Genomic DNA, 21,440 nt, shown 5'->3' on the forward strand with positions numbered 1-21,440 from the left:
TAAGGACTGTCTTTGAATAAGAAAGAAATTTTTGACAGATACTTTGTTTAATTACTATAACCTTAAACGAGACGAGTTGAGAAAGGCTATGTCTTTTTTAAAAAATAATGGTAAAAATAACATAATTAACGATGACAATAAAGAAACGCTTATATTTCCGACCATTGATGAAAATCTTCATTTTATTAAGGATGCTTTATATGAAACGAATGACCTAAAAACAAGAAAAATCACTTTTAATGGGATTCCCGGTATCATTATTTACTTGGATACGATGATCAATCCCGAGGAGTTACAGCGAGGGATTCTTATTCCACTTTCACAAGTAAGTCCATTTCAAAATATTGAGGATATTATTACGAGCCCAGAATTGACAAAAACAAATTATGTTAATATCGCTGTAACCGCACTTCTAAAAGGAAATAGTGTACTTTTCCTACAAAACGGGACTGAATTTTACGTATTTAAAACCCAACAAATCCATCCTCGCTCTCCGGAAGAACCTGAAAACGAAAAAGTCGTTCGGGGATCCCATGAAGGGTTTGTCGGAAAACTTAATATTAATTTAAATTTAATTAGATCACGCATACAAAATCGCCAATTAAAAATCGAATACTACCAGCTCGGTTGGGAATCAAATACAAGAGTAGCACTTGTTTATATGGAAGAAATTGCAAACCCATCCTTAATTAATGAACTTAAAAAAAGGATTGAGTCCATCTCATCCGATATGATTTTTAGTCCTGGTTATCTGGAAGAATTTATTGAAGATAAACCTTTTTCCCCTTTTCAGCAAATTTTATATACAGAAAGACCCGACCGTGTTGAAGCGCATTTAATGGAAGGAAGGATTGCTATTCTATCTGAAGGGACATCTGATGTCTCTATCGTTCCAGTTACATTTTTTGCATTCTTTCAAACCCCAGATGATTTTAATATTAGGTTTTATTCAGGTTCGATTTTCCGTTTACTAAGATTCTTTAGCTTTTGGGGAGCCATCACTTTGCCATCCATCTATATTGCTATTGTTAGTTTTCATTTCGAAATCATTCCTAATGATGTCATTACCGTTGTAAAAGGCTCAATTGAAAACATCCCTTTTCCACCTTTCATCGAAGCATTAATTATGGCTGTTACGATTGAACTCATTAGGGAGGCTGGAATAAGGCTCCCTACGCCTATTGGACAAACAATTGGTATTGTGGGAGGCTTAATAATCGGGGAATCCGTTGTGAATGCGGGTCTTGTATCCAATATAATGGTCATTGTCATCGCCCTAACTGCCATTATGTCATTCACGATTCCCTCGTATGAGATGAGTAATACTGTCCGCCTATTAACTTTACCAATCATGATAGCTGCAGCTACACTTGGGTTCGTTGGAATCGTTTTTTGCCTAATGGTTATCGTCATCCATTTATGTAAATTGGAGTCTTTAGGAACACCTTATCTTGCACCATTTGCACCTTTAAAAGTCCCAAATTTGAAGGACTCTATCATCCGTCTTCCTATATGGATGTTAAATAAACGACCAAAAAACATAAAACCTCAGAAACTTCGGAAGCAAACTCCGTCAAGGGAATGGGACAAAAATGAAGAATAAGCAACAAATTACTCAATTTCAGCTAATCTTAGTATTAATTCATGCCCAAATTGGGGTAGGGATCGTTTCTTTACCGTATGAAATGTTTAATAAGGCTAATGGAGATAGCTGGATATCTGTTTTAATCACGGGAGTCATTCTGCAAGTTATGATCCTATTGATATGGGTTTTAATGAGACGATTTCCAACACAGAATTTGTTTATGATCTTACAAATACTTTTTGGCAAGTTTGTTGGAAAATTCATTGCCCTATTATATTGTTGTTATTTTGTTATAGTGGCAGGAATGGTTTTAGCGAAATTTGGATATGTCATTAAAGTATGGATGCTGCCATTAACACCAAAATGGTTAGTATTACTACTCATGATATTAACAGTCATTTACATAGTAAAAGAAAACCTCAGAATTTTGGCCCGATTCTTTTTTCTCGCATCTATTACATTAATAGTGTTCATCATTTTATCTGCATACTCATTAAAATTTGCCAATTATACTTATATTCTACCGATTGGGAGTCATGGGTTTTTTAAAATCATAAACGGAGTACGGGCGGGATTTCCTTCTTTTCAAGGCTTCGAATTATTAATGGTATTATTTCCATTTGTTCAAGCAAATCAAAAAAGTGTACTAAAAGCAGCTACGATTGCCAATGCTTTTGTAACGATTATGTACACTTTTATCGTTCTTACGTGTTTACTTTTTTTTAGTCCACAAGAATTAAAGCTTATTCCAGAGCCTGTATTATATTTAATTAAATCATTTTCATTTAAAATCATTGAAAGACCGGATTTAATTTTTACATCCATGTGGATTATTCTAGTTGCCACAACTCTTATGAGCCTTTTGTTTGTTTCTTCTTTAGGCCTTTCTTCGGTAATCAAAGCAAAAAGTAATAAATACTTTGTCTATATTACTGCATTCGCTAGTTTCTTAATCGCACTTATTCCGAAAGGTAAATTTGATTTTGAAGTATTAGGAAAGATCAACAATCAGCTTGTCATTTTCTTCGCATTCACTTTTCCAATTATTTTCCTGCTAATATCCATCATTTTTAAAAAGAAAGAGCGGAGGGACAGTTAATGAATCATCGGTTTCTCCTTATATGGATAATTATTTTTACAACAATACTTGCTGGTTGCTGGGATCAGCGTTTATTAAAAGATAACAGTTTAATATTAGCAATCGGTTATGACCAAATGGGTGGAAAAATAATGGCGACGATTGCACACCCCCTCGCTTCAGCAGGTGGACCCAATCAGAGCGCACCACCTAGAGAGACAGAGGTTTTATCTTCATCAGGTGACACGGCACGAGATGCTGAAGTTCATATGGAGCGTAAAGTTCCAGAGAAATTTGATATATCCAAAGTGAAAGTACTCTTAATTGGAAAAGGGCTGGCTTCACGAGGCATCTTTCCTATTTTGGATTCGACATACCGAGATTTACGAGGGCCGTTAAATGCAAAGATTGCTATTACAAAGCAAAATGCCAATGACGCACTGTCTCTTAATGTACGTGAATCCATGACGATAAGTGATTATTACTCGGAATTACTCCATACGTCTGAACAAGGAGGGATTACGAAGAATGAAAATGTACAGGCTATCTTTCCAATCATCTTATCGGAAGGCAAAGATTTTGTAGTTCCCTATTTGACAATAGTAAAAGAAGAAGAAAAAGCAAAAGTCATAGGATTAGCGATGTTCGATGATGATAAATTTTCTGGGACATTAGGCTTGAAGGAATCGAGCATGTTTCTCATCCTATCAGAAAATAAAAAGAAAAACCTTCCATTGAACTTTAAAATCAGTAATTCAGAAAAAAGAGAGGATGATAATTTTGTTAGTATTCAAGTTTTAGGAATAAAAAGGAAAATTAAGATTAATACTCAAGACGGAAAGATTACAGCAAATGTAAAAGTAAAAGTAAAACTTGCTATAGAGGAATATTCAAAGGATCATCTATTTGAGAAAAAGGAGATTGATGAACTTAACAAAAAAATCGGAAAGAGGTTGAACAAACTTGCAGATAGTACAATGAATAAAATGCAGAAAGCTAATTGTGATGCACTTGGGATTGGGCAAAGAGTAAAAGCACATCACCTTGAAACATGGAAAAGACTCGATTGGAAAAAAATCTACCCAGAACTCCCGGTAGAAGTCGATTTTGATTCTGAGATTATTCAGCATGGGATTATTAATTAGACGATTATATTCTGTAAAAATTCCTAATTTTGAAAAGGGCTATTATGTTTACCCTTTAAATTAGGATTTTTTATTATTAAAAATCACTTTGTGTACCAAAGAAAACAGTGATTTATAAATATCACTAATGATTTTGAAACTGTCGGGAATAAAATTCGTGTCTATCTTCTAACTTTAGAGAAAAAGAATAAAATATAAAAACAGAAACAATAAGGAATGAATTATCATGAAGAGATCATTAATTCCTGAGGATCTTTTTGAATTAAAAGTCGTTAGTGATCCGCAAATTTCTCCAGACGGGAAGAATATTGTCTATGTAGAAACAAGAATGGATCCGATAACCAATACATATAACAGCCGTATCTGGATCGTTTCCACCTCAGGAGAAAGAGAACCACGTCTTTTCACTTCTGGTCCCGGACTTGATTATGCCCCCCGTTGGTCGCCGGACGGTAAATGGCTCGCTTTCGTATCCACACGGCGTCTACATCCTCAGCTTTGGGTCATGTCTAGTTCAGGTGGAGAGGCCGAGTTACTTACTCATATTCCATACGTTGGTGGTACTCCTGTTTGGTCGCCGGACAGTCAAACCATTGCATGTGTCATACATGTGGGTCCAAAAGGTCCAGAAGAGAATCCAAGTACGCCAAGACAACGTTTTTCAAAAAATGTGCTCGTTATTGATCGCCTTGAGTATAAATTGGATACAACTGGTTATTTGGTAGGGAAACACTGGCAACTATTTACTATCACTGTTGTGGGTCCGGACCGTGGTAATTCCCGACAACTCACGTTTGGCAATTATGATTATTCTTCTCCATCTTGGTCTCCTGATGGGCGATTCATAGCAATCGCCGGCAACAAGACACCAGAACGTTTGGACCTAGCTTTAATAAATGATATTTGGGTTTTATCTGCCGAAGGAGGAGAGCTACGAAAGCTAACTCGAAGTCAGGGGCCAGCCGATCATCCAGCATGGTCTCCAGACGGGCAAACGATTGCTTATGTTGGACATGATAGGTCAAATGGTGGTTATACGAACCCAGGCATTTGGATGGTACATGTAGCTGGTGGTGGACCTTGGGAATTTACTGCAGGATTCCCCTACCCTATTGGTGATAAATCAATTGGGGACATCCGTGGTCATAAGGAACCTACGATTAGCTTAACATGGACTCCAGATGGCAACAGTATATATACATGCGTGAGTATAGAAGGAGCCGTTCATCTTTGGCGCTTTTCCTTAAAAGACAATCAGGCTATCCAATTGACCGATGGAAATTTAGTCATCTACAATGTTAACTTTACTCCTGACACTCTGCAGGTAGCAATGGCTATAACTACAACTACTCTTCCAAATGACATTTGGATTGCTGATATCTATAAGAAAAAGATTACCAACGAATATCGTCTCACAAGAGTGAACGAGGATTTTCTAAGTAATCTCGAGATTTCTGAGCCGATTCGTTTTACCTCGAGTTCAAAAAATGGTCCAGAGGTTGAAGGTTGGATTCTATATCCACCTCGTTGGGGCAATTCGAAAAATCAAATTCCAGCGATTCTAGAAATCCATGGTGGACCAATGGTCATGTATGGTTACGTTTTTTTCTTAGAGTTTCAGTTACTAGCTTCACACGGTTTTGCTGTAGTTTATACCAACCCACGCGGGAGCATGGGCTACGGTCAAGAGTTTGTCGCAGCCATCCGAGGAGATTGGGGAAATCTTGATTATACGGATTTGATGGCTGCAATGGACAATGCTCTATCGATAGGAACACTTGACCCTAACCGTCTTGGTGTTGCAGGCGGAAGCTACGGTGGATATATGACAAACTGGATCGTTACTCAAACCCAACGTTTTAAAGCTGCTGTTTCCATGAGAGGCATCAGTAATCTGTATAGTTTCTTTGGCACGTCAGACGGCGGATTTTTACAGGCAGATAATTATGGTGGGCCGCCATGGGAGTTACCTGAAGAATATATGGAGCAATCGCCAATCAAATACGTCGCCAGTGTACGAACCCCGCTCTTGATCATTCATAGTACTCACGATTTTCGTGTTCCTATCGAACAGGGAGAGCAATTTTATACAGCCTTGAAGTTTCAGGGACGTAATGTGCGTATGCTCCGCTTTATTAACGATACTCATGAACTATCACGTTCTGGAAACCCATGGCATCGGGTTTTTCGATTGGAACATATTATTAGCTGGTTTCAGAAACATCTTAAACCTTCCGGAAATAATTAATAATAACGTCCGACACCTCGCTAATGTCTAACAATCATAGCCTACTATATAGGCATAGTCATGTCTTGCATCACTTTATCTTGAAAATTTATAAAGCTATCCTTTCCGAATACGCTATGAGCTTTTTTCTCTAATTCATTTATTATTCGGTCGTTCTCCATTAAAGTCTCTCTTATCCGTTGTATCAATTGAAGAGCGCTTGGTCCAGTAATACCATCGGCTATACGTTCTAGAAGAACTTTTGCATCAACGGAAAATTTGGGTACGAAACTAAGACACATGACAATATTGAGCTGAAGTGCTTTGCTATATTCTTTTGTAAATGCACGGCGGACCCCTCCTCGAACACCTGCATAACCATATGAAATTTCAGATACCGCCCGATAAAAAAGAATCATTCCATCTGCATGACTTGATTCCCTGTTTAACCGAAGTTCACTTACTAACGATGTTAAACGCTTCACTATTTGATGCCCATATTCCATTGTTTTCCACCAATCCAAGAAACGTTCCTGCTCCTCTGTACTTAATGTTAATGGCAGTGTATTTGGCATTTTTCTCCCCCTTTTATTACAGCCGTGGAATTGCTTGTATATTCTCGATTCGCATACGAATGATGTCCCATTCAGGTCCGAGTAAGGCCTGACCAAGACTTATCGCTTCATTGATTCTTTCTTCCATTTGATGATTTAAATAACGGCTTTGCTCTACAAGAGGATAAACATCAGGACTTGCATTTTTTACAGCCAGTTCAAAATTAGGACTTAATTGTTGTGCACTAATTCCCAATGTATCAAGTTCGAACACAAGCAGCTCTTTTACTAATGAAATGGATTCACCTTGACGGATCCGATTTATCGTTCCTTGGACCGAATCGAATCCATAACCAACATCTGCTACGGATGCATGGTACGGATTAAGTCCGGGTGCAGCACGCATAGATGGGATAGTTCGAAAACCCGTTGTAATAGAGCAAGCTACTTCTTTGGCAGCCATCCCTTTTTCTAATGCAGCATAGATGGCATCAAGATAAGCAGTTTGATGCTCGTAGTTCACTCTAGAATAGTTCATTTAATCGCCCCCTAAACATATTTGAACAAAGCATGGGTAAGTATCACTGCTTCTTATAATATATATAAGTTAACACCACAAAGTGACCTTACCCACCAATTTATTTCTATGCCTTCCTGCGAAAGATTTTCGAGCTAAATAATCAGCACAATAATCGGATAAGGTTTTTCCTAGCATAGTCAATATCTTATAGAACTAATTCAAAAATTATTTAAAAAAGTTGTCCTTATAATTTCTACAATTGAAAGGAGTGTAATGTTAGTTGATAAAAGTAAAGGTTAGTTTACGTCCCCTTGTAACTAAGATAAATTTACCAACTGTTTTGAAAACAACTATACTTCCGGGTGATTCTATTGAAAGATTATTTATTGCAACCCAGGTAGGCGAGATCTTTTACACAGGAAACGGGGCTATAAGGACTTTTTTAGATATTCGCTCGCGGATTATAAAACTAGGTACTTCTGAACCAGGTGTTTCTGGTCGTGGATATGACGAACGAGGATTGGTAGGACTGGCGTTTCATCCAGAATTTTATTATAACGGTCTGTTTTATCTTCATTATTCAGTAGCTGGAACACAAGGTCCAGGTGCTCTTTCTGAACATTTTAAGCCTAACCCGTGTGATCCCAGAACTTTAAACCTAAGGTGGATTAATAGAGAAACTCAATATGATCATATTGATACCGTTGAAGAATGGATTTTACAACGAAAAAGTCAACCTCAAAAAAGACGGACATTACTTAATTTAAGAAGACCATTTTTTAATCATAATGGAGTCAATAGCTTAAACTTCTCACCTGAAACCGGAAAGCTTGTTTTAACAACCGGAGATGGTGGAGCAGGCTATGATCCATTTAATCTAAGCCAGGACGATATGGAAATCGCCGGAAAAATAATTGAAATTGATGTAAGCAAGAATACATTTATTTATAATCCACCTGCAGTTACACGTTTTAATGAACTTCCCGTACCTATTCAGGAAACGCTCACTGTCATTGCCAAAGGGGTTCGCAATATACCAGGCATTTCATTTCAAAAACTTTACAATCAGTATATCAAATATGTTGGAAATGTCGGACAGGATTTGGTAGAGTCGATTTTTTCATTCGTTCATTATAAACCAATACCGGTTACTCAGCTTATTCAAGCTTCTTCAAGAAACACCGAACCTGACCAAGAAGGTTTTATTAATTTGGGCTGGCGAGGGTGGGAAGGTGCTATTCCTACTTCGTTTAAAAGGGGTTGCTCTGCAAATCCGACTGTAGAGGAGAAAACAATTGCTTATTACGATGAAGCAATAAAAACTTCAGTGAGACGTCTTCAGCCTTTAACTAGTTATTTTCACAAAGACCCTCGCCCAGATAAGTTTGGAGGAACTGCACTTACAGGAGTGCAAGCCTATATGGGAACTGGAATCCCAGATTTAACGGGAAGCGTTGTATTCACCGATATTGCCAGGGATAAAGAATCTCAACAGCCGGTTAGAGGAGTTTTAGCTTATACGAGGGTAAGGGCAGATTGTAAACTAAATGATTTCAGTGTTATTGAAACCGATTATAATTTTGGGTCCGGGTCAGCTTATTATGTGAATTTGGGAACGAATATGGAGCAAACAAAACTATACTTAGGGGCTTATGGCTCTATGAATGTGACTGATTTTAACCGAGGTACTGTATTTGAAGTTATTTCATAATTCGTATCTTTGTTTCGTTCTCCCTTTTTTAGCATCAAACATCTAAAATAATTAAATCCTTAATATCCAAGATAATACCTCTTGATTCTTTTGAATTTCCTCACAGACATAAATATGGTGATGAGACTAGTTCTTGTGATTAAATTAATTAGTATAAGTGTTTCGGCTAAGGATAAATGTCCATCCTTTCACTAAATATTTTACTGGTTCCACAACTCATTCCCTTATCACCAATCACTTCAATTTTAGGTATATTTCCAGTGAATAGTTTGGCCCTTATTATCTTTAACTTTTCTTGTTCTTTCAATCCTTGCGAATCATTTGAAACACATCCTTGGAGGAAGAGGGAAGAACCTAACATTCCTACAATTATCCATTTCCACATATGGACGTCCCCCCTTGAAGTCTGTTTCTCCCTTTCTCTTTTTAAAAAATGATTTCTATATACACTGGTTAATCTTCTTTTTTAATATTTATTTGGCGTTCATTCTCAGGCTCAGTATGAATTAATACTTGTGCATCGGGAAATTTGCGAATGATATCTTGTTCAATTTTATCACATAACTCATGAGCTCTTTCAATGCTATAGGATGATGGGACTACAAGATGAAAATCAATCCACTCACTGGGACCAGAACGCCTTGTTCGAAAATCATGGAATTCAATAAACTCTTTTTTATAGGAACGAATTATATTTACTATTACTTCCTCTTCTTCTCGCGATAGACTTGCATCTAATAATGGCGGAAAAGATTCCCTCAATAATTTATTAGCCTCAAAAATGATATAAATAGCCAAGGCAATTCCAATAATAGGATCTAAAAAATGCCAACCGGTGATACTTACAAGTAATAAACTGACTGCTACGCCGAGTGAAGTGTATACATCTGTCAGTAAATGTAGAGCATTAGATTTCATCGCCATTGATTTTGTTTCTTCAGCAGTCTTATTAATAATTTTAGACACGATGAAATTTACTATTGCACCAAATAGCATTACAAGTATCCCTAAGAAAGGTAATTTTATTGGTACAGGGTTGATGAGTTTATGGACACATTCATAGATGATCCAAATCCCTGCTATAAAAATTAACAGTGTTTCGATTGTTCCAGAAAGATTCTCTATTTTTCCATGCCCATATCGGTGACTTTTGTCAGCAGGTTTGTTTGAAATTCGAACAGAGAAAAAAGCGATCAGTGAAGCTACTAAATCTAAAGACGAATGAATTGCTTCTGATAAAACTGCTACTGATCCCGTAAATATTCCTACAATTACTTTTAAAATCACAATAACAGAATTGCTAATGACTGAAAGAAATGCTACTTTTGCGGAATTCATTGTAATTACCTCGATGTTTTGTATTTATTACCATGCTAACAAATACAAGTTGTGTGGGTCTACGGCAACCTTTTTAGTAGGCTCTATAAAAATGTACCATTGTAAATATTGTTTCATAATGCCAACTTAGGTTGATATTCATACTAATTTACAACAAAAAATATTTTCATTATCTTTAAAACCTTTATGGTCTCCAATAACATCTCCTTGCTTATGTTTCCCCACTTTTCCACTATCAAATAAACACATTTATTGTATGCCTATACCCGTTTTAAGTAGTAAACCTTTTTAGGACTTGACTAAATATATCCATGTCTTTGCAGCTACTGAATCGCAAATCGAAACATCGTTAGTGGCAGCATCAAAATGACAATACGGAAATAATGAAAACACCATGTATACTAATGACTCTTTTATTCCGCTTTTCAATTAATTAGTTAAAAATCTATTAGACAAGTGATGATTTTCCTCTCATTTTGTACGTTTGTCCAAGCACTTATTTATATCTACATATTGTATATTAAGGGATTCTCTTTATAGTATCCCTTACTCTTTCATTGGAGGTGTTTGAATAATGGGAACTTCATTTGCTTTAATCGTTGTTTTGTTTATTTTGCTTATTATTGTAGGAACTGCATTCGTAGGAAACGCTTACTAATTCCTTTGGTGCTTCGACCCTATAGTGTTTGGATGAAACTCTGAATGATTATTTTAAGAATGAAACTCTTAAAGAATAAAGGAGGTGTATTTCATATGTCATGGGGATGTAATAGGTATGGTGGCTATGGCGGTTATGGTTCCGGGTACTCAGGTGGAGGCATGTCTTTTGTATTAATCGTTGTACTGTTCATTTTATTGATTATCGTAGGAACTTCTTTCGTGAGATACTAATGTGCGCCACAAGGGGGCAGATAATATTCTGCCCTTCCATTTACTCCGGATTGGAAGGGAGCGATAATATGCATCCATTAATGAGATATCGAGGCGAGCACGTTGAAGTTAGGGATCATCAAGGTAGAGTTTATAGAGGCGTGATAGACGGAGACCCACCACCTGGCGGAATTTTTATAGTATCTCCATTTAACAGAGTATTCGTCCCTTTTTTTGCAATCGCCTTCGTCTTTTCATTCCGACTAAGAAGACGTATATTTTAACAAATAATAAATGCTAATATAAGTGATATCCCACACGATATAAATAACAGTCCTTGTGGTTTAGTACCTTTAATTCTGTCTAGACCACAAGGAACCAAGCCTATTTTAAGGAAGTCGAAATCCCGCTACTTTCCCCTTCAAAAAAATATAAGTGGATTTGCAAATGGAAATAACATGTAATGGAAAAATCACACTAAACTGCTTTTTCTCGTTTATGGATATCCCTTTTTTCAATAAACAATATACCAAGTTCATGGTGGTCCCCTTCGTATAGAGCCCGTTGCACAAGACGAATCTCACCATTTTTATCGAAAACTTCAAGCTTGCAATAGGCACGATTTTTTAGTAAAGCTTCATATAAATTTTGCTTATTATGTACCTTTATATTGTTGCAAGTCTGGATAATCTCACCGGTTTTTAATCCCATTTTATCAGCTGGTGATTCTGGAAGAACATCCAATATCATAATTCCACTATTTCTTGGAGTGAAATAGTACACAGCTGAGCCTTCACGTACCCGATGCATGAATACAATTAAAAATCTTCCGAGTACTGCTAATATAGCTGCTATTGCTGGAATATAATCAGGCAATAAAAAACTTACCGAACTGATTACAGTAATAAGGATTCCAAGAGTAAGCACTTGTTTTCCCAATCTTTTTACTACATTTCCTGGCAATGTTGTTTGAATTTGCTGCTGGAAGCCTAGTAAAAATGGAACTAAAATGAATGAATAACTTTCTGTTCCAAAATGAAGGACTGGCCACCATTCAAATGGTGCACTGATTGGACCGAACGGTAGAAAAAGAAAGACAGGCAATAGCCAGAGGCGCTTTGTCTGGAGAGCTCCGACTGTTAAGCCCCTTCTGCTTTTTCTCAGTTTAGGAGATACGTCCTTTAAACCATTTTTTATCATGAGTATTCCTTCAGTAATGATAAGGGTGCCCAGTAAAATAGCGGTTCCCATGAAGAAACTAGAATCTATCGATTTAAATGATTTTTCAAAATAGGGAATTTCATAATTAAAATAGTTGGCGGCAAAAACAAATAATAAAGCCAGTCCAATCGTAAGAGCTGGAGATAGCAATCTTGCATTCCCAACTAACCCGAATAATAATGTCACGATCGCAATTACTGCTATGACAGGAAGAGGAATGGTTAATCCAATTGAAATAAATAGTAAAGACAAGACGAATCCAGCTATCAAACCAGCCGGAAGTAAGCTTCGCAGTTCATGAAATAGACTATTTACCCGTACATGAAAATCACGACGTTCTCTTTTGACCCGGAGATATCCAGCCATCACCGCGAGAAGCATCGAGAAATATAAAATTGGATGAAGAAACAATCTGCCAATCCCTTTTAATAGTTCAAGTAACCATATTTCCTCCATACTGCCACATCCTTCTTTCGGAAAAATACTTACCTACTATTCTATCAGAACTTTCGGGAAAAAAGGGAAAAAAATTAGAAAAATGGTGGGTCCTTAGTAATTGGGAAAATACAAATAAACTCCAACCTAAAATCATAGGCAGGAGTTTATTTGCAAGATCTTTATTTTACCGAATAGTTTTTAACGCTACTTGTAATTGCAGATCATTTTTTTCATCTTGGATGGCGCTGATGATTTGTTCTTCTAGTTTCATAGCTGTTTTTACATCTATTTTTCCAGTAACAGGAATTTTATTAATTGATTGGAAAGCTTTGACCGCCTTTTCCGTTTGTTCGTCAAAATAACCGTCTTGTCTACCAGTTCCATACCCTAACGCTAGCAGCATTTCTTGTGCAATCGTTACATTCTCATTATTCATATCAAGTGCGAGCGTTTCTTCTAGCTGTAATGAGTGAGCATGGAAATAAGCTGGCTGATCGACTTCAATTGTCGGTTTTATCCCTTTTCCATGAATCCAATTTCCATCCGGAGTAAGCCATTTAAACATCGTTAATTTAATATTACTGCGATCATCTAAAGGTAATGCCTGCTGGACTGTTCCTTTTCCAAAAGTTTTCTTTCCAACTAACGAATATCCTTCAATTTCATATAAGGCTGCAGCCAATATTTCTGAAGCCGATGCACTTCCTTCATCAATTAAAACAGTAATAGGATAAGGTTTTTTCTCTTTAAGAGCTGTAAAATATGGAACTTTCTTTCCTGAACGTTCTTCAATTTGTACATACGGCTTCGATTCGGTTACGAGTTCGTACAAAATAGCCTCAACAGTCGAAAGCATACCACCTGGATTTCCACGTACATCAATGATAAGTCCAGATAGATTTTGTTCCTCTAACTTTCGTAATTCTTTTGAAAAATCTTTTGCTGTCCCTTGTGCGAAAGAGGTGATTTGTATATATCCTATATTTTTTTCGGAGCTTTTTTTCATATTTGCAAAAACCGTTAAGACAGGTACTTCATCTCTCGTTATTTCTACTTCTAGTGGTTTAGACAGCCCACTTCTAACAATTTCCAGTTTAACATTTGTGCCTTTTTTTCCACGAATTTGTTTTGAAGCTTCATATAAATCGAGCCCTTCAACCGTTATACCATCAATGCTGATGATTTGATCTCTTGCTTTTAGCCCGGCTTTTTCAGCAGGAGAGTTTTTAATAGGAGAAACGATAATAAGCTTTCCTTCTTGAATCGCAATTTGTGCCCCAATTCCATCAAAAGAGGAATCAAGACTATCATTAAATCTCTCTGATGCCTCTTCGTCCATATAAACGGAGTACGGATCTTGTAAAGTTCCGATCATTCCTTGAATAGCCCCTTGTATGAGTTGTCTATCACTTACATCCTCTACATACGATTTTTGAATCAATTCAAACGCATCCTCCACTTTTTCTAAACCAGGATTTCTTTCACCTTTAGTCGTTGCCTCATGATTGGATTCTACTTTTTCTTTGCTAAAGTCCATCGTTCCCGGCGGCAATATCCATAATAAACTTACATATGTACCACTCGCACCCAATAACAAGGAGCAGATTGAAATGATGACAAGCCACTTGTTCTTCATGTTTTTCCTCCTCCGCCGATCAAATCCTCAAGAGTTTTCTATAATCCTATGCGGTGAATGGACAAGTTATGAGAAGAAACATTGTTTTGATAATAGCGCAAGGCGCCTGTTCGGCTCCGATTGCAAATGTTCTTTTATACTTTTGTCTCACAGGTTTCTGACATCGAGTGGCGGGTACCTTAAGCTATACAACAAAGTCTACTATTATATATTTGAAATTTATCATAGTTCAAGTCTAAAAGTTCTTTTTATTAAGCTATCGATTTTTCCAACTACCTCCTTAAAAAAATACATTTCAAAAATCCCCCTTATCCTTTTTGATTTTTTTAGCTATTTTTTCACGATAAAAGGGTAGAGAAAGTTAACAACATTTGAAAGGGGCATAATTGGATGAAAAGGTATTTTTTGAGTCTAATCGCTGTATTATTGCTTCTGATCGTTACAAGTTGTACTCCACAGGACAAGAGCAGCAACCAAAATGAGGAAAAATCTAATATCCAGGGCAATAATAAGCAGGAAAATATTCAGGAAAAAAGTACAGTTACCAAGCCTGATACCAAATCAGACGGAGCAAACACCGGTCCTTTTCATCATATGGATTACAAGGCCAAGGCTGCACCGAAGTTTTCAGCTGATGAACTTGCAAAAAATCCAGAAGGAGATTGGCTTACAAATGGAGGCGATCTTTCCAATAGCCGCTATTCGCCCATGGATTCCATCAATACTTCCAATGTAAAAAATTTAAAAGTCGAATGGGTAACAAGCCTTGGCTCCGGCTTTGAGTTTAAATATTCTGGAGAAGCTACTCCGATCGTTTATGATGGGGTGATGTTTACCATTACGGGGGCAAACCACATCCAAGCACTTGACGCTAAAACAGGAAAAATGATTTGGGAATACAATGCAAAACTTCCCGAAGAACTGAATACGGTCTGTTGTGGATGGACAAGCCGCGGTGTTGCACTTGGGGATGGGAAGGTTTTTGTCGGATTATTGGATGCAAGATTAATCGCCCTTGACCAAAAAACTGGTGACCTCGTATGGGAAACAAGAGTAGACGATTGGGAAAAAGGCTATACGATTACTAGTGCTCCCCTTTATTACGATGGAAAAGTATACACCGGTGTCGCTGGCGGTGAATATGGAATTAAAGGACATCTGGCTGCTTATGATTCCGGGCACGGCAAGGAAGTTTGGAGAAAGTTTACTTTGCCTGCACAAGGCGAAAAAGGCAGCGAAACATGGCCTAAGGACAGCGATAACATGCTAAGGGGTGGTGCTCCTGTCTGGCAAACACCAGCCGTTGATCCGGAATTGAACATGATCTATTTTTCCACTGGAAATACTTCACCAGATTTAGACGGTAGTAACCGGGAAGGAGATAATTTATATGCCAACTCCGTTATGGCGCTAGATGCCGATACTGGGGAGTATAAATGGCATTTCCAGGAAGTACACCATGATATATGGGACTTGGATCCTGCTAACCCTGTTGTTTTATTCGACGTGGAAATGAAGGGTAAGTTGAGAAAAGGAATTGTTCAAGCTGGAAAAACAGGATGGCTTTATATTTTGGACCGCACCAACGGGGAACCGCTGATTGGTATTGAAGAAAAGCCGGTGCCACAAAATGAAAAACAAAAAACATCACCAACCCAACCGATTCCAATCGGGGATGCCTTTGTACCGCAAACAGTTACCGATGAAGATGTGAAACGAGATTTACCAAAAGAATTTAAAGGAGAATACGGAGATATTTTTACTCCGTTCTGGGACAAGCCAGTTACACTAAAACCTTCGCCTCAAGGAGGGGCAAACTGGCCACCATCCGCATATAATCCCAACACCGAATATTTCTACGTGTTGGGAAATGATAACTACTTTGCCTATGCACATTATGGAGAAGATGAAGAAGATAAATTCGAGGAAGGAAAAGAGTATATAGGAAGTGTCTGGCAGCCGGTTGAAAAATCGCCAAGCCGAGGAACTGTAACCGCTATGGATATTAAAACGAATAAAATCGTCTGGCAGAAAAATTGGGATACGATTGCCTACAGCGGCATCTTGACTACAAAAGGCAATCTTGTCTTTACCGGTCATAATGACGGACGGATCATTGCATATAACGCGACTAATGGTGATGAGATATGGGACTTTAAAATGGATGCTGGAGCAAACGCCCCGCCAATTACCTACGAAATCGACGGCAAGCAATACATCTCTATCTACGCTGCTGGGAATACATTAGCAGGAACGAAGCATGGAGATAAAATCTATACATTCTCATTGGAAGGCAAATACGGTTCATTGGATGATATTCCGAAAGATCAAATTAATACATCACCGGTCAAACATAAAGCAGCGAAAAATGAAAAAGACCAAAAAGGCCCTGATAAAAAAGTTGCAGCCAATGACGGAAAAACCATTTATAAAAACAACTGTCTCGCCTGCCACGGTGCAGAAGGAGCAGGAGGACACAACGGACCGAACTTACAAGAAACAGAAATGGATCTGGACGCCGTCATAAAACAAGTTAATAAAGGAAGCGGCTCTATGCCACCATTTGAACAAACATTATCCAAAGATGAGATTCAGTCAGTCGCGGAATACGTCAAAAGCCTTAGCAAAAAATAAATTTAAGGTTAAACTACGCTTTCTGATTTCAATTACGAAGGGCAATTTCATATTTAGACACTGATTGAATAGTCTCCATTATCCCCAATATGAGCATTATAAACTAAGTATCAAAAAGACAAAAAAACTGAGGAACATGTCCTCAGTTTTTTTACTCACTTATTTTACAGATGTTGCAGCGACCGCTTTTTCAATAGCTTGTTCAAGGTCTCCAGTAATATCTTCAATTGCTTCTAGACCAACCGCCAAGCGGATTAGTTCTTCTGTTACGCCTGTTAATTTCAATTCTTCGGCACTAAGTTGTTGGTGAGTAGTGGAAGCTGGGTGGATAATTAATGATTTCGCATCCCCAACGTTTGCTACATGTGAGAATAGCTTCACGTTGTCAATTGTTGCTCTTCCAGCTTCACGTCCGCCTTTAATACCGAATACGACGATTGCTCCTGCTCCTTTAGGGAAGTATTTTTTAGAAAGCTCATAGGATGGATGGTCTTCCAATCCTGGATAGGACACCCACTCAACTGCATCGTGCTCTTGTAAGTATTTTGCTACTGCTTTCGCATTTTCAACATGTCTTTCTATACGTAGGTGCAATGTTTCTAACCCTTGTAAGAAGATAAAAGCATTATCAGGACTTAAGCAAGGCCCGAAGTCACGAAGTAGTTGAACTCTTAGCTTTGTAGCAAAAGCTGCTCCCGGAACATCAATACCAAAGCGGATACCGTGATACGTATGATCTGGTTCAATAAAATCAGGGAATTTCTCATTATTCCAATCAAATTTTCCGCTATCAACAACAACTCCACCAATGGCAGTACCATGACCACCAATCCATTTTGTAGCGGAATGGACAACAATATCTGCACCAAACTCAATTGGTCTACTTAAAACAGGAGTGGCAAAAGTGCTATCAACGATTAATGGAATACCATTTTCATGAGCGATATTGGCAACTGCTTCTACATCTAAAATATGAAGACTTGGGTTACCGATCACTTCAGCGAAAAGTGCTTTTGTTTTAGGAGTAATTGCTTTTCTAAAATTTTCCGGATCTTTCGGATCAACGAATTTAACATTGATTCCGTATTTCGGAAGAGATACAGCAAACAAGTTGAAAGTACCGCCGTATAGGTCAGTTGCAGCAACAATTTCGTCTCCAGCGCGAGCAATATTTAAGATTGAAAAAGCAATTGCCGCCATTCCGGAAGATAAAGCAACAGCAGCTGTTCCTCCTTCGAGCTCTGCAACACGTTTTTCGAAAACATCTACAGTTGGGTTCATAATACGGGAATAAATATTACCCGCTACTTCTAAACCAAATAATTTTTGCGCATGATCTGTATTTTCAAAAACATAAGAAGTTGTTCTATATACTGGAACTGCGCGTGCTCCCGTTTCATCAGGCACTTGGCCTCCGTGAAGTAATACCGTTTCTTGTTTGTAATTTTCTTGACTCATTTTTCCTTCCTCCTAATGTTGAGATTGTTGATTCGAAAACTTGGTTTAAAAGTTCTCTTATAATACTAAAAACCCTCTTCAATAAGAAGAGGGCTTATAATCAGTTTCCTCCCCTTATCTACCAGATCTTAATTGATCTGTAGGAATTAGCACCTTTTCAGATATCATCATCTGAAGGTTGCCGGGCATCGCAGGGCCTATTCCCTCCGCCGCTCTTGATAAGAGTGATATTATTATACGGTTTTAAATTTTCTTTAAACTCTTGAAAACTAGTATATAGTAAGGGTTAGCGAAAAGTCAACACATTTTTTCTTTTACTTTAAATCCTTTACTAACTTCACCATCATTTCTTCATCCATAGGTCCCAAAATCTTCTTCTGAACCACTCCATTCGTGCCGATCAAATAACTAGTTGGAATCGGAATAATCCTATATTTATCGGCAACTTCTCCTGCTTCATCTAAAGGAACACGAAAAGTTATCCCATACTCCTCAATAAATTTCTTTACCTTTTCTGGTCCATTCCCGCCTCGTTCTTCAGCCGTTAAATTTACAGCAATGATTTCTACATTCATTTTTTCTGCATGTTTTTTATAAAAATTCTCCATATGCGGCATTTCCGCCCTACATGGAGGACACCACGTTGCCCAGAAGTTCAAAATGACTTTTTTTCCATTAAAATCAGATAATCTTACCTTTTCACCTTCAAGCGTCGTGAGCTCAAAATCGGGCGGGATATCTCCTTGAGACAATCCTTCATTTAACCCTTCAACCTCATTCGTAGAATCAATAGCGTACTTCTCTTGCTCGAAGGTATCAATTTTCTTTGCACGAGCATCTTGAATAAGATTAACGATTAAAATTCCTGCAAGTATAGCAACTAAAGATAACCCAAAGATTTTTTTAGTCATGGTCCAGCCTCCTTATTTTGGCTAGTATGCTTAATATTAGAGCGATTATAACATATGTTGCCATAGGCAATGATATCAGCTCATGTTGAAAGGAGTAGATGATGGCTAAAGCTCCAATATATAATACCATGATTTGAAGCTGCCAAACCGTTTGTTTAGCCCTAGAAAAGGACAATATCATGACTATGAAACCAAGGATCAATTGAATGAATACCCATATTAGAGATTCGTGTAAAACAATTAATGAAATGAATTCATATATAACAATGAAAAGAATCCAGGCTTGAACAAACTCTTCTATTCTTACATTATTTTTTTTTACATAAAAATATGTATAAACAATAGAAGCTATTACTCCGAGCCAATATCCTTTTAATCCTCCGTTAAAATAAAGAATAGACAGCGGATTTGATAAAACCATTTCGAACTGAAAAAAGATAACACTTAACTTCCAGGTTAAAATAAAAATAAATGCGACATTTCCAAACCAATTAGAAGTTTCTTTCATTTTTCGTATAGATAAAAATAATCCTGTCACTAAAAATCCAGCTAATATCGAGATCCAAGTGGCTGGGAAAGATAATGTTCCAATCGTATACCAGGTCAAACTGATTCAACTCACTTCTAAATTTACAATATTGGCGATAGCAGCCGTGAAAGAGATTCTTTAAACCGAATAAATAGCGGTCGATTTTGATATTCTTCTAAAGTCAATTCTCTAGAATGCTCCATATCATCATAATAAATATCTACTAGTTTCCTTACTAAAATTTCATCATATAAAAAAGCATTGACTTCAAAATTAAGTCGAAAACTGCGGACATCGATGTTTGCTGTTCCGACTGTCGCAATTTTACCGTCTGCCACCATCGTTTTCGCATGAATAAATCCATTTTCGTATATGTATACTTTTGCTCCCGTCTTCAGTAATTCACCAACGTTTGACAAGGTTGCCCAGTAAACAAATGCGTGATCTGGTTTATTTGGTATCATCAGTCGAACATCGACTCCGGAGAGTGCGGCGATTTTTATGGCATCAAGCACACTAGTATCAGGAATAAAATATGGAGTTTGAATATAAATGTATTTCTTCGCGGATGTAATCAGTTTTAATATTCCATATTTAATCTGTTCCCACTCGGAATCTGGTCCGCTTGAAACAATTTGAACATCCGTTTCCCCAATAGCTTCGATCTCTGGAAAAAGTCGATCTTCATAACGAATTGTTGTAGAAGATGCTTGATTCCAATCTAAAATAAACCGGGTCTGCATCGCATAAACGGCCTTGCCGCAAATCTTCAAATGAGTGTCGCGCCAATAACCAAATCTTTTATTTAATCCTAAATATTCATCTCCTATATTAAACCCGCCGACATAACCAATTTCCCCATCAATAATAGCGAGCTTCCGATGGTTTCGGTAATTAACCTGCAAATTCAGATGTGGCAAAATAGCTGGAAAAAAGGCACTAACTTTCCCTCCAGCTTCAATTAATGGCCGGAAAAATTTCCGCGGAAGACGCCGTGACCCCATCGCATCATATAAAACTTTTACCTCTACTCCTTCTTTCGCCTTTTTCGTGAGAGTGTCCAGTAATTCTTTTCCTAACCTATCATTACGAATTATATAATAAACAAGATGTATATGATCCTTCGCGGTTTTAATATCATCTGATAAGGATTGAAATTTGTGTTCGCCGTCCGTAAAAATTTCAACATGATTATCTTGTGTCAGTACCGCCCTATCATTGACGAGTAACATATAGATCAAATCTTGATATCGGGATGTCCTATTATCGTTAAACACAAACTCCCCTTTTTGCAGCAACTCAATTTGATATTTAGTAATCTCCATAATCCCAATCTTGTTCGTATCTTTCCATTCAAAAATCTTTTTTCGGCTTAAGTTTTGCCCAAAAATTAAGTAAAGAACAAAGCCTGCGACGGGAATGAAAAAAAGAACGAGCAGCCATGCCCATGTCGCTCCAGCATCTCGCCTTTCGAGAAATACAACAAAACCAGCCAAAACAATATTTAAAAGAAGAAAAATACTTAACAAAACCGCCATGATTGACGAAATCGTCATATTAGCCCCTCGCATCCAGTAATCTATGT

At 37.5% G+C, this 21,440-nt stretch carries 18 protein-coding genes and 1 riboswitch; of the genes, 8 read left to right on the forward strand and 10 right to left on the reverse strand.

What is annotated here, in order from left to right:
- Positions 1-88 precede the first annotated feature (88 nt).
- The 4 genes from KHA97_RS10230 (at position 89) to KHA97_RS10245 (ending at position 6,056) form a co-directional block, all read left to right on the forward strand.
- On the forward strand, positions 89-1,603 hold the full coding sequence (locus tag KHA97_RS10230; protein WP_233713439.1) for a spore germination protein: 1,515 nt from the start codon (positions 89-91) through the stop codon (positions 1,601-1,603).
- Positions 1,593-2,684, forward strand: coding sequence for a GerAB/ArcD/ProY family transporter (locus KHA97_RS10235; RefSeq protein WP_213124650.1), 1,092 nt, complete (start codon positions 1,593-1,595; stop codon positions 2,682-2,684). Before KHA97_RS10230 ends, KHA97_RS10235 begins: the two co-directional genes overlap by 11 nt.
- Positions 2,684-3,808, forward strand: a complete 1,125-nt coding sequence (locus KHA97_RS10240) for a Ger(x)C family spore germination protein (protein ID WP_213124651.1) — start codon at positions 2,684-2,686, stop codon at positions 3,806-3,808. The genes KHA97_RS10235 and KHA97_RS10240 overlap by 1 nt, the downstream gene beginning before the upstream one ends.
- Before the next feature lie 226 nt (positions 3,809-4,034).
- Positions 4,035-6,056: a S9 family peptidase gene (locus KHA97_RS10245; protein ID WP_213124652.1), complete on the forward strand. Its 2,022-nt coding sequence runs from the start codon at positions 4,035-4,037 to the stop codon at positions 6,054-6,056.
- A 44-nt stretch (positions 6,057-6,100) separates the two neighbouring features.
- Here the strand turns inward: KHA97_RS10245 and KHA97_RS10250 are convergent, their stop codons facing one another.
- Both KHA97_RS10250 and KHA97_RS10255 read right to left on the reverse strand, forming a co-directional pair.
- A complete protein-coding gene (locus KHA97_RS10250; RefSeq protein ID WP_213124653.1) occupies positions 6,101-6,610 on the reverse strand; it encodes a hypothetical protein in 510 nt (169 codons plus the stop codon).
- A 16-nt stretch (positions 6,611-6,626) separates the two neighbouring features.
- Positions 6,627-7,127 (reverse strand): hypothetical protein, encoded by a 501-nt coding sequence (locus KHA97_RS10255; RefSeq protein ID WP_213124654.1) that lies wholly within the window; start codon positions 7,125-7,127, stop codon positions 6,627-6,629.
- Positions 7,128-7,389: 262 nt separating this feature from the next.
- Between KHA97_RS10255 and KHA97_RS10260 the strand changes: the two genes are divergently transcribed.
- Positions 7,390-8,820: a PQQ-dependent sugar dehydrogenase gene (locus KHA97_RS10260; protein WP_213124655.1), complete on the forward strand. Its 1,431-nt coding sequence runs from the start codon at positions 7,390-7,392 to the stop codon at positions 8,818-8,820.
- 166 nt (positions 8,821-8,986) lie between these two features.
- On the opposite strand, the gene KHA97_RS10265 is transcribed toward KHA97_RS10260, so the two are convergent.
- The gene (locus tag KHA97_RS10265; RefSeq protein WP_213124656.1) at positions 8,987-9,205 is read right to left on the reverse strand and encodes a hypothetical protein; all 219 of its coding nucleotides are present in this window, start codon (positions 9,203-9,205) and stop codon (positions 8,987-8,989) included.
- Positions 9,206-9,273: 68 nt separating this feature from the next.
- Positions 9,274-10,158 (reverse strand): cation diffusion facilitator family transporter, encoded by an 885-nt coding sequence (locus tag KHA97_RS10270; protein WP_213124657.1) that lies wholly within the window; start codon positions 10,156-10,158, stop codon positions 9,274-9,276.
- Positions 10,159-10,732: 574 nt separating this feature from the next.
- Between KHA97_RS10270 and KHA97_RS10275 the strand changes: the two genes are divergently transcribed.
- The gene (locus tag KHA97_RS10275; RefSeq protein ID WP_213125733.1) at positions 10,733-10,816 is read left to right on the forward strand and encodes a YjcZ family sporulation protein; all 84 of its coding nucleotides are present in this window, start codon (positions 10,733-10,735) and stop codon (positions 10,814-10,816) included.
- A 161-nt stretch (positions 10,817-10,977) separates the two neighbouring features.
- Complete coding sequence (locus tag KHA97_RS24610; protein ID WP_407658031.1) at positions 10,978-11,049, forward strand: YjcZ family sporulation protein; 72 nt, start codon at positions 10,978-10,980, stop codon at positions 11,047-11,049.
- 456 nt (positions 11,050-11,505) lie between these two features.
- Here the strand turns inward: KHA97_RS24610 and KHA97_RS10285 are convergent, their stop codons facing one another.
- Together KHA97_RS10285 and KHA97_RS10290 are read right to left on the reverse strand one after the other, a co-directional pair.
- The gene (locus KHA97_RS10285) at positions 11,506-12,705 is read right to left on the reverse strand and encodes a PDZ domain-containing protein (RefSeq protein WP_213124659.1); all 1,200 of its coding nucleotides are present in this window, start codon (positions 12,703-12,705) and stop codon (positions 11,506-11,508) included.
- A gap of 166 nt (positions 12,706-12,871) precedes the next feature.
- Positions 12,872-14,323, reverse strand: a complete 1,452-nt coding sequence (locus KHA97_RS10290; RefSeq protein WP_213124660.1) for a S41 family peptidase — start codon at positions 14,321-14,323, stop codon at positions 12,872-12,874.
- 390 nt (positions 14,324-14,713) lie between these two features.
- Between KHA97_RS10290 and KHA97_RS10295 the strand changes: the two genes are divergently transcribed.
- Positions 14,714-16,957: an outer membrane protein assembly factor BamB family protein gene (locus tag KHA97_RS10295; protein WP_213124661.1), complete on the forward strand. Its 2,244-nt coding sequence runs from the start codon at positions 14,714-14,716 to the stop codon at positions 16,955-16,957.
- A gap of 159 nt (positions 16,958-17,116) precedes the next feature.
- Here the strand turns inward: KHA97_RS10295 and KHA97_RS10300 are convergent, their stop codons facing one another.
- The 4 genes from KHA97_RS10300 to cls form a co-directional block, all read right to left on the reverse strand.
- On the reverse strand, positions 17,117-18,415 hold the full coding sequence (locus tag KHA97_RS10300) for an O-acetylhomoserine aminocarboxypropyltransferase/cysteine synthase family protein (protein ID WP_213124662.1): 1,299 nt from the start codon (positions 18,413-18,415) through the stop codon (positions 17,117-17,119).
- 111 nt (positions 18,416-18,526) lie between these two features.
- Positions 18,527-18,640, reverse strand: a riboswitch (SAM riboswitch).
- A gap of 89 nt (positions 18,641-18,729) precedes the next feature.
- Positions 18,730-19,326 (reverse strand): redoxin domain-containing protein, encoded by a 597-nt coding sequence (locus KHA97_RS10305; RefSeq protein ID WP_213124663.1) that lies wholly within the window; start codon positions 19,324-19,326, stop codon positions 18,730-18,732.
- A complete protein-coding gene (locus tag KHA97_RS10310; RefSeq protein WP_213124664.1) occupies positions 19,319-19,933 on the reverse strand; it encodes a hypothetical protein in 615 nt (204 codons plus the stop codon). The genes KHA97_RS10305 and KHA97_RS10310 overlap by 8 nt, the downstream gene beginning before the upstream one ends.
- 23 nt (positions 19,934-19,956) lie before the next feature.
- The gene (gene cls / locus KHA97_RS10315) at positions 19,957-21,411 is read right to left on the reverse strand and encodes a cardiolipin synthase (protein ID WP_213124665.1); all 1,455 of its coding nucleotides are present in this window, start codon (positions 21,409-21,411) and stop codon (positions 19,957-19,959) included.
- Positions 21,412-21,440 lie beyond the last annotated feature (29 nt).

It is taken from the genome of Lederbergia citri (assembly GCF_018343625.1).
GTDB lineage: Bacteria > Bacillota > Bacilli > Bacillales > Bacillaceae_C > Lederbergia > Lederbergia citri.

What these genes read in the sequence shown, in the direction of transcription:
- KHA97_RS10265 (WP_213124656.1), bottom strand. Translation starts at nt 9,205, where the DNA reads ATGTGGAAATGGATAATTGTAGGAATGTTAGGTTCTTCCCTCTTCCTC.
- KHA97_RS10290 (WP_213124660.1), bottom strand. Translation starts at nt 14,323, where the DNA reads ATGAAGAACAAGTGGCTTGTCATCATTTCAATCTGCTCCTTGTTATTG.
- KHA97_RS10245 (WP_213124652.1), top strand. Translation starts at nt 4,035, where the DNA reads ATGAAGAGATCATTAATTCCTGAGGATCTTTTTGAATTAAAAGTCGTT.
- KHA97_RS10300 (WP_213124662.1), bottom strand. Translation starts at nt 18,415, where the DNA reads ATGAGTCAAGAAAATTACAAACAAGAAACGGTATTACTTCACGGAGGC.
- KHA97_RS10230 (WP_233713439.1), top strand. Translation starts at nt 89, where the DNA reads ATGTCTTTTTTAAAAAATAATGGTAAAAATAACATAATTAACGATGAC.
- KHA97_RS10275 (WP_213125733.1), top strand. Translation starts at nt 10,733, where the DNA reads ATGGGAACTTCATTTGCTTTAATCGTTGTTTTGTTTATTTTGCTTATT.
- KHA97_RS10295 (WP_213124661.1), top strand. Translation starts at nt 14,714, where the DNA reads ATGAAAAGGTATTTTTTGAGTCTAATCGCTGTATTATTGCTTCTGATC.
- KHA97_RS10240 (WP_213124651.1), top strand. Translation starts at nt 2,684, where the DNA reads ATGAATCATCGGTTTCTCCTTATATGGATAATTATTTTTACAACAATA.
- KHA97_RS10285 (WP_213124659.1), bottom strand. Translation starts at nt 12,705, where the DNA reads ATGGAGGAAATATGGTTACTTGAACTATTAAAAGGGATTGGCAGATTG.
- KHA97_RS10235 (WP_213124650.1), top strand. Translation starts at nt 1,593, where the DNA reads ATGAAGAATAAGCAACAAATTACTCAATTTCAGCTAATCTTAGTATTA.
- KHA97_RS10250 (WP_213124653.1), bottom strand. Translation starts at nt 6,610, where the DNA reads ATGCCAAATACACTGCCATTAACATTAAGTACAGAGGAGCAGGAACGT.
- KHA97_RS10305 (WP_213124663.1), bottom strand. Translation starts at nt 19,326, where the DNA reads ATGACTAAAAAAATCTTTGGGTTATCTTTAGTTGCTATACTTGCAGGA.
- KHA97_RS10255 (WP_213124654.1), bottom strand. Translation starts at nt 7,127, where the DNA reads ATGAACTATTCTAGAGTGAACTACGAGCATCAAACTGCTTATCTTGAT.
- KHA97_RS10270 (WP_213124657.1), bottom strand. Translation starts at nt 10,158, where the DNA reads ATGAATTCCGCAAAAGTAGCATTTCTTTCAGTCATTAGCAATTCTGTT.
- cls (WP_213124665.1), bottom strand. Translation starts at nt 21,411, where the DNA reads ATGACGATTTCGTCAATCATGGCGGTTTTGTTAAGTATTTTTCTTCTT.